Source organism: uncultured Agitococcus sp., from assembly GCF_937920075.1.
Classification (GTDB): Bacteria; Pseudomonadota; Gammaproteobacteria; order Pseudomonadales; family Moraxellaceae; genus Agitococcus.
In genome coordinates this window covers 1-9202 of sequence record NZ_CALETI010000101.1, presented here as the reverse complement: position 1 = coordinate 9202, position 9202 = coordinate 1, and the positions used below count along the sequence as shown (strand labels likewise).

Annotated in this window: 8 protein-coding genes; 3 read left to right on the top strand and 5 right to left on the bottom strand. The window is 39.8% G+C overall.

The window, feature by feature from the left end:
- Window positions 1–111: 111 nt before the first annotated feature.
- On the top strand, window positions 112–2319 hold the full coding sequence (locus tag Q0212_RS03635; protein ID WP_297922355.1) for a bifunctional prephenate dehydrogenase/3-phosphoshikimate 1-carboxyvinyltransferase: 2208 nt from the start codon (window positions 112–114) through the stop codon (window positions 2317–2319).
- A gap of 71 nt (window positions 2320–2390) precedes the next feature.
- Window positions 2391–3539, top strand: coding sequence for a sterol desaturase family protein (locus Q0212_RS03630; RefSeq protein WP_297922352.1), 1149 nt, complete (start codon window positions 2391–2393; stop codon window positions 3537–3539).
- 41 nt (window positions 3540–3580) lie between these two features.
- Here Q0212_RS03630 and Q0212_RS03625 read toward each other — a convergent pair whose 3' ends face one another.
- From Q0212_RS03625 to Q0212_RS03605, 5 genes are all read right to left on the bottom strand, one after another.
- Window positions 3581–4816, bottom strand: coding sequence for an MgtC/SapB family protein (locus tag Q0212_RS03625; protein WP_297922349.1), 1236 nt, complete (start codon window positions 4814–4816; stop codon window positions 3581–3583).
- Window positions 4806–5519, bottom strand: coding sequence for an arginyltransferase (locus Q0212_RS03620; protein ID WP_297922346.1), 714 nt, complete (start codon window positions 5517–5519; stop codon window positions 4806–4808). The genes Q0212_RS03625 and Q0212_RS03620 overlap by 11 nt, the downstream gene beginning before the upstream one ends.
- Before the next feature lie 67 nt (window positions 5520–5586).
- The gene (gene aat, locus Q0212_RS03615) at window positions 5587–6333 is read right to left on the bottom strand and encodes a leucyl/phenylalanyl-tRNA--protein transferase (protein ID WP_297922343.1); all 747 of its coding nucleotides are present in this window, start codon (window positions 6331–6333) and stop codon (window positions 5587–5589) included.
- Window positions 6334–6335: 2 nt separating this feature from the next.
- A complete protein-coding gene (locus Q0212_RS03610; protein WP_297922340.1) occupies window positions 6336–7061 on the bottom strand; it encodes a DUF481 domain-containing protein in 726 nt (241 codons plus the stop codon).
- Window positions 7062–7109: 48 nt separating this feature from the next.
- On the bottom strand, window positions 7110–8198 hold the full coding sequence (locus Q0212_RS03605) for a 3-deoxy-7-phosphoheptulonate synthase (RefSeq protein WP_297922337.1): 1089 nt from the start codon (window positions 8196–8198) through the stop codon (window positions 7110–7112).
- A gap of 265 nt (window positions 8199–8463) precedes the next feature.
- On the opposite strand from Q0212_RS03605, the gene Q0212_RS03600 reads away from it, so the two are divergent.
- Complete coding sequence (locus Q0212_RS03600) at window positions 8464–9129, top strand: OmpA family protein (protein WP_297922334.1); 666 nt, start codon at window positions 8464–8466, stop codon at window positions 9127–9129.
- The last annotated feature ends 73 nt before the right edge of the window (window positions 9130–9202 follow it).

The following is a 9202-nucleotide window of genomic DNA, read 5'->3' as shown; positions in this document are numbered from 1 at the left end:
GATCTACACAGGCGAAGACACTCTTTCCCTACACGACGCTCTTCCGATCTGTATTGGTTTAGAAAGCGAAAATGCCCGCTTTTTGGCGGCTTTAGCACAGGTGTTACGCTAATGTTTAACCAAGTGACCTTTATTGGTTTAGGACTGATTGGCTCAAGTTTGGCGCGCGTCATTCGAGCACAAGGTTTAGCCAAAAAAATTGTCGCCAGCAGCCGTAGTGAACGTACCTTACAAACAGCATTGGATATTGCCCTTATTGATGAAGCCTATACCGATGCCGCTCAAGCCGTAGCAAATGCTGATGTGGTCGTTTTGGCAATGCCTGTCTGTTCCACTGAAAAGGTTTTAGCCAGCATCAAACACGCCGTTCGTCCTACAACCATTATTACTGATGTGGGTAGCACCAAAGGCAATGTTGTTGATGCAGCACGTCGGGTGTTTGGCGATGTACCGAGCCATTTTATTCCTGCGCATCCGATTGCTGGTTCAGAACAAAGTGGAGTCTTGGCAGGCAAAGTCGATTTATTTAAAGGTCACAAAGTTATTATTACGCCATTGGCGCATAGTGACAAACAAGCCACACAACAAATTCAGCAATTGTGGCAAGCTGCAGGGGCTGATGTGTTAACGATGACGGTTGAGCGTCACGATGAAGTGCTTGCCAAAACCAGTCATTTGCCACATTTTTTAGCCTTTTCTTTGGTACATGCTTTAGCCAAAGAATCGCAAAATTTAGATATTTTTCGTTATGCTGCGGGCGGTTTTAGGGATTTTACTCGTATTGCGGGTAGCGACCCAACCATGTGGCACGACATTTTTTTAGCCAATAAAGCCAGCATTCTCAATGCATTAACAAGCTTTAATTCAGGCATAGAGCAACTGAAAACGGCAGTAGAAGCCGAAGATAGTGAAGCCATTTTAGGCATTTTAACCCGTGCTCAAGCAGCACGACATCATTTTACTCACATGTTAGCTGGAACAGCATACCAAAAGACTATGACCACGAAAAATTTGCAATTTGTCCTTGAAGCGGGCGGTACTTTACAAGGTAATTTACGTGTTGCGGGTGATAAATCTATTTCCCATCGTTCGATTATGTTAGGTTCTTTGGCCGAAGGTGTCACCGAAGTCTCAGGCTTTTTAGAAGGTGAAGATGCCTTAGCCACTTTACAAGCTTTCCGTGATATGGGCGTTGTTATTGAAGGGCCAAAAAATGGTGAAGTGCGAATTCATGGCGTAGGTTTACATGGTTTGCAAGCCCCACCCAATGCCATTTATTGTGGCAATTCGGGTACATCCATGCGTTTGTTGTCGGGTATTTTGGCCGCCCAAAAATTTGATACGGTGATGACAGGTGATCCTTCATTATCAAAACGCCCTATGGAACGTATTGCTAAACCCTTACGTCAAATGGGTGCTGTGATTCAAACCACAGGTGAAAAAGGCACACCGCCAGTGAGCATTAAAGGCAATCAAGCCTTACAAGCGATGACCTACGATATGCCTGTGGCGAGTGCACAAGTAAAGTCAGGTATTTTATTAGCGGCTTTATGGGCAGATGGTGAAACGGTCGTCACTGAGCCAGCACCAACCCGTGACCATAGCGAACGTATGTTGCGTGGTTTTGGTTATGATGTCAGCACCGAAGGTTCGACGATTCGTATTAAAGGTGGCGGAAAATTAACCGCAACCAAAATTGATGTTCCTGCTGATATTTCTTCTGCTGCCTTTTTTATGGTAGGCGCAAGTATCGCCCCAAATGCTGATGTGGTTTTAGAACACGTTGGTATTAATCCAACACGTATTGGTGTGATTAACATCCTTAAAGCAATGGGTGGCGATTTAACCATTATGAACGAGCGCGAAGTCGGTGGTGAACCTGTTGCCGATATTAGAGTGCGTAGTGCCAAGTTAAAAGGTATTCATATTGATGAAGCAGACGTACCTTTAGCGATTGATGAATTTCCAGCTTTATTTATTGCCGCAGCTTGTGCCGAAGGTACAACGGTTTTAACAGGTGCTGAAGAGTTGCGTGTTAAAGAGTCTGACCGTATTCAGGTGATGGCTGATGGTTTGATTACCTTGGGTATTGATGCCAAACCTACACCAGATGGCATGGTGATTCAAGGCGGCTTAATGGGTGGTGGCAAAATTATCAGTCATGGTGACCATCGTATTGCCATGTCGTTTGCGATTGCCTCTTTACGCGCAACAGGCACAATTGAAATTGAAGATTGTGCTAATGTTGCGACCAGTTTTCCGAATTTTGTTAGCTTAGCAAAACGTGCAGGTTTAAAAATTCAGGTATTAGAAGTGTAATGAGAATAGGACTTATGCATTTCACTAACCGCGTAAGTCCTATAGCGTAATCATCACAGGGAGTGCCAACAATGTTTAAAAAACTTAACCAGCTTTCTGAAAGTAGTGGTCATATGCCACGTGGTGTTGGCGTTGTCTCTGGAGTGATTGCTTTAGGGTTGGCTATTTTGTCCTTATTGGGCGTTTTAGCCTTCCACTTTCCTGCCTACTTGACTACTCCCGAATTACGTAAACTTTACGATGTTGATGTATTACGACAAATCCTGTTTTGGAGTTTGATGAATGGTGGCGGTATTGCCTTATTTAATATCATTCTTGATCGTGCTCGTTGGTTGTCAGGCAGCGCCTTTTTCTTAATTACCTTAGCAGCTATGATGGGTGGTCATCGTGTGCCTGTTGGTGATTTTGCCGATAATACCCCTTATATTGGTTTAGATTGGCTGATTCTTGATTTGTTAAAATCGACAGTGATTTTTATTTTTATTGAGAAGTTATTTCCACATCGTCAACAAGCAGTATTTAGACCAGAGTGGCAAACAGATTTAACACATTTTATGGTCAATCATTTGGCTGTTGGTTTGGTGTTATTAATTACCAATCATGCATTACAAGGAATGTTTGGTTGGGCAGTAAAAGATGGTATTCAGGGTTGGATACAAGGTTTACCGTTTTGGATAGCTTTGTTTTTAATTATCTTGGTAGCCGATTTAGTGCAGTATTGGACACATCGTGCTTATCACGAAGTTCCTCTGTTGTGGCGATTACATGCTGTGCATCATAGTGTAAAAAGCATGGATTGGCTGGCAGGTTCGCGTCAGCATATTCTTGAGCTATTGGCGACACGTGTTTTGGTGCTTGCGCCTGTGTTTATTTTAGGTTTTTCCAAAGATGTGATTGATGCCTATATTATTATTGTCGGTTTTCAAGCCGTCTTTAATCATGCCAATGTGCGCGTCAATCTTGGCCCATTAAAATATCTGATTGTCACTCCCAATTTTCATCATTGGCACCATTCACAAGATGCAGAAGCACTTGATCGTAACTATGCAGCACATTTTGCTTTTCTTGATCATTTATTTGGCACGGCAGTCAAATCAGATAAACCGTGGCCATCTGAGTATGGTGTGTTGGGGGATTATGTGCCTAATGGCTTTTGGAAGCAGTTTCGCTTTCCGTTTGTTTGGCGACCAGAAAAGGCAGTGGAAAAGCAAGAAGAGTAAACAAGGCTTACGCACTTCACTAAAATAGTCTTAGGCTGGATTTACCACCCAGCCAAAATCCCTAAACCAACCATAAATGCTGCACCAAAAATAACGGTGAGTTTTTTAAGTAGTGCTTTATTTCCCAATACGGCAATGGCTCCCCATTTAAAAACCAAATTGGCCATAATAGCAATCATGACCAATTGCCAACCTGTATGAGCTTCTAAACGTTGGCCTTCAACCAAACGACCTGTTGATAATGTGATCGCATCAACATCAGTTAAGCCAGAAATCATCGCAATTAAATATAAACTTTGTTGTCCAAACATTTCTTTTGCGGCTGCAACGGCAAAGATAATTCCACCATACAGCAAGCCAAATACAATCGCACTAGTTAGCTCAGCAGGATTATCAGGTTCTGGCATGGTATGGGTTTCGCCACTACGACTAAAATATAAAACCACACAAATAACAACCATAATGGCAAATAAGGTTAATAAGGGTGGGGCAATGACACTCGTTGCTGATGGTGAAACGACCATAAACGCGAGGGTGACACGAATTACAGATACCGTCGATGCCAACATAATGGCAATGGCTGCTAAGGAGCTGGTTTCGGGGAGAGTTTTAGTATTACGTGCATAAGAAACGGTAGTGGCTGTGCTCGAAATTAATCCCCCTAAAATACCAGCCAATAACGTGCCTGCTTTATCTTTAAATACCTTATAAGCAGCGTAACCCATCAGACTAATTGCCACAATTAATACCACCATGCGCCAAATATCGTATGGATTTAACACATGAAATGGGCCATAGTTCTGATTGGGTAAAATAGGCAAAATCACTAAGGCAATGGCAACAAAACGCATAATAGCCAAAATATCGCGTTCACCCATTTTGCGAACAAAGTCGTGTAACACGTCTTTCATTTGTAGCAAAACAGCAGTTAATGCTCCAACAACAATGGCAATTGTTGCGTCACCAAACGTTAGATATGCACCAACGATATACATTAATAAAGCAGCTACTTCGGTGGTAATACCCAAGTCTTGATTACTTTTAAAAAGTGCAAATTTGGCACTTAAAATGACAATCGCTAAAGTAATAAAACCAGAAGCTAAAATCCACCCACCAAAATGTTGGGCAACTAAGCCTGTCATTGCACCCATTAGACTAATTAACGGAAAAGTCCGAATACCCGCAAGAGCAGATTCGGCCTTTTCACGTTGTAAGCCAACCAATAAACCTAAACCAAAAGCCGTTGCTAAAATTTGTAAAATGTCATTATTTATCATTAGGTAATGGTCGCCATACTTGGTCAATAAGGGCTTCTAAAGGGAAGAAGTTTTTTTTGTAAGCCATTTTAGGACTACCATCAACCCAATAGCCTAAGTATAAATAATCTAAGCCGATTTGTTTGATATGTTCGATTTGCCATAAAATAGCATATGTTCCAATGCTGCGTTTTTCTAAACGCGCATCGTAAAACGTATAAACAGCAGATAAACCATTTTTTAGCGTATCACAAGTAGCAACAGCGACTAAACGATCCTCTAGCCAAAATTCATATAAATGGGTATCGCTCCAATCTGAAAACAAAAAAGATAAATATTGAGCGACCGAAGGTGGGTACATATCGCCGTCACTATGTCGAGAGCGAATATAGTGAGCATATAAGTCATAATGATGTTGATAATAACCTGCTTTAATACGATGTACTCTTAAATCTTGGTTTTTGTGCCAAACACGTTTTTGTTGTCGATTTTGCTCGAAGTGATGTACGGGAATTCGTACAGAAATGCACGCTTGGCACTGTAAGCATTGTGGCTTATAGATATAGTTTCCACTACGTCTAAACCCATAACTTGATAATTGGTTATAAAGAGGATTGCTCATGACTGCTTCGGGGTCAGCAAATAAAGTAATTGCTTGTTTATTATCTAAATAGCTACAGGCATGAGGAGGGGTAGTAAAAAATTTTAAACCAGAAGCGGTCATAATTGCGAAGCCCCCAAGTTTGTAATAAGTTTTTTATTATTTTAGTCAATTTATTATTTTAAATGAATTAAACAAGAGTAATTTCTTTAGTTGAATGTACTACGTTCTGAAGTACTTGCCAATTAGGTTTTTCAAGGTCTTTATAATCTGTCAGTATGCTTAAAAATTCAGTTCTAGGTATGGTATAAGCACCTAAGCTTAATAAATGATCATTTGGTAATTGACAATCAACAATCGGAAATTGCCACTTAGCACAAATAAACATCAAAAAGGCAAAAGCAACTTTTGAAGCATCTGTGGCTGTACTAAACATAGATTCGCCAAAAAAGAGTTTTCCTAAATTAATACCATATAAACCACCCACTAATTCTCCTTGTTGATTCCATGTTTCTATGGAGTGAGCAACACCCATTTGATGTAATTTGCTATAACTAGCAATAATTTTTTGGTTAATCCATGTTTCATTCGCATAAGTTCGTGGTGCAGCACAACGACGAATAACTTCTGCAAAACAACGATCAACAGTAATGCTATATTTTTCACTCTTTAAAGTTTTTTTCAGGGAGTGTGAGGCTTGATAAAGTTGAGGATTAATCACACAGCGTGGGTCTGGACTCCACCATAATGCAGGAGTGTTACACCAAGGTAATAATGATTTAACATCACTTTCGTTATACCAAGGAAATACGCCTGATTGATAGGCAAGCAATAAGGTTTCTGGTGTGAGATCACCGCCATAAGCCAACAAACCCGATTCGTCAGCATAACGAATGTCAGGAAACTGTTGGCTATGTGGGGGTAAAAAAACTGGCATAATTAAAATTGATAATTAAGGCCTAAACTAAACACGCCTTCTCGCGTATTTTTATCGCCATCATCGTGTTTGTAATCGTGATTAATCGTTAATGCAATCACTTTGGTGATATTTTGTTTAAGCTGATTTTGCATCCGTGAAATGGTGTTATCTTCGCCTGCTTCAACCGTACTTTTATGTAAAAATTTGGTATTTGGTGTAATTTTCCAATCATAATCAAGACTTAACAAGGCAATTGCTTCATCTTTGGCGGGAGCAAAACGTTTTTCGCTGTGTCTAGCACCAGGCCCAGCTTCAACTTTAAAAAAGTGCTTTTCGGTTTTAATGATTTCTTTTCCCAAACCTAAAGACACAAAAGCCTGATACTCTGAGCTACTTAATAAGTCTTTTTCCCATTGAGTGCGTAAAGTAAAAAAGTTACGCTCACCAAAAAAATGTCGGGCTTTATAACTGGCTAAATAACGCTCAGTATCATTAGTTGCTGGTACTTCGTCACGGACACTAATGCCTTCGGCACTCACGGTTTGTACCCAATATGTGCCATTGTAGCTTGCAGAAGTTTTACCTCTAAAAGTTTCTTTACTGCCACTGGTCGATCCCATGCTACTAATATAACCTACGTCAATATTGCCTTTCCATAAATTGTTATTGTCAGCATCGTCGGCATACGAATAAAAGGAAGTAATACTCAGCAGACTAGTTAAGAGTTTTACAAGAGTAGAGTGCATAAATTAAATCACCATCAAAGAAAAGGGCAGATTGTCTGCCCCATCTATTTAAGCACGACGTTTAGGTAAAATTTCTTTTAACTTGTCATGCATCTTCAATATAGCTTCTTCAGTGGTATCCCAACTGATACAGCCATCAGTCACCGACTTGCCGTATTCTAATTGCGATAAATCAGCAGGAATATCTTGGCGACCAAACTTCAAATGGCTTTCAATCATCAACCCGACAATAGATTTGTTGCCTTCTAAAATCTGATTGCTGACATTATCCATGACTAAAGGTTGTAACTCTGGTTTTTTATTGGAATTAGCATGACTACAATCAACCATAATATTAGGGGCGATTTTAGATTTTGCTAATTCTTGCTCAGCTAAAGTTACCGATACTGAGTCATAATTAGGTTTGCCATCACCACCGCGTAACACAACATGACCGTAAGCGTTGCCTGTAGTGTTAATAATAGCCACTTGGCCTTGACTATTAATGCCTAAAAAACTATGTGGATTTTGCACACTTAATAAAGCATTAATGGCTACTTTTAAGCCGCCATCTGTACCATTTTTAAAGCCTACAGGCGAAGACAAACCACTAGACATTTCACGATGTGTTTGTGATTCTGTGGTACGTGCACCAATGGCTGACCAAGAAATTAAATCGTGCATATATTGTGGTGACATGGGGTCTAAGGCTTCTGTAGCACAAGGTAAACCCATCTCATTCAAATCAAGTAATAATTGGCGACCAATATGTAGGCCTTTTTGAATGTCGAAAGAGTCATTCATGTCTGGGTCATTAATTAAACCTTTCCAACCTACCGTAGTGCGTGGTTTTTCAAAATAAACGCGCATCACTAAATATAAGGTATCTTTGACCTTTTCTGATAAGACTTTTAAGCGTTGTGCGTATTCTTTGGCAGCATTGGTATCATGAATAGAGCAAGGGCCAACCACTAAAAATAAACGATGATCTTTGCCATCTAAAATATTACGAATAGTTTGGCGACCTTCAACAACGGTTTTTGCAGCGACATCAGATAAAGGAATATCCGCTTTTAATGCTGCGGGAGTAATTAAAATTTCTGTAGAGCGTACATTGACGTCTTCTATTTGCATCTCAATAGTCATATTAAATGCCATTTGTTAAAATCCGATAGAGCATTCGATTGTAGCAAAGATTTGTTAAAAAACATGAATAAATAACCACAAAAAATAGTCTTTTTATTGTTTAAAAGTAAAAAGCCACCTAATTTGTAACAAAAAATAATTAAATATTAAGTAATAATCTGTTACAAATGCTTTATCTATCATGTAAATGTGATTGTATATCGGAAGTTAGCTGTTTTGTTGTCAAAAAAGACTATAATAAATAGCCAACCTTAAAATGTTAAAATTGGAGAAAATTATGCGTTCATTGGCTGTTGCAGCGTTAGCTGCTAGTGTTGCAGTGACAGGTTGTACAACTAATCCATATACGGGTGACAAACAAGCAAGTAAAGCAGCTTGGGGTGCAGCAATCGGTGCTTTATCGGGTGCTGCTGTAGGTGCGGCAACAGGCGATAACAAAAAAGATCGTCGTGAGCGTGCTTTAAAAGGCGCAGCGATTGGTGGTGTTGTTGGCGGTGGGGTTGGTGCATACATGGATGCCCAAGAAAAGAAACTCCGTGAAAAATTACAAAGCACAGGTGTTGGTGTTAAGAAAAATGCTGATGGCTCTATTGAGTTAATTATGCCAGGCAACATTACTTTCCCAACGGGTCAAAGTGCCATTAAGCCAGACTTCTTTGATACTTTAAACAGTGTTGCTTTAGTATTAAAAGAATATAACAAAACATCAATTACTGTTTCTGGTCATACAGACAATGTTGGTAAAGATGATTTAAACCAAAAATTGTCTCAAGATCGTGCTAACTCTGTTGCGCAATATTTATCTAGCCAAGGTGTGGATGGTGGTCGTATTAGTGCAGTAGGTAAAGGTAAATCTGAGCCAATTGCTGATAATGCCACTGAAAATGGCCGTGCACAAAATCGTCGTGTTGAAATTACCATCAATCCGCCAGAGTCTGTGTAACGAATACCTAAAAAATAAGGGTTACACACTGTATATGAAAAATCTATCTAAACCTACTTATTTAGGTTGTTTT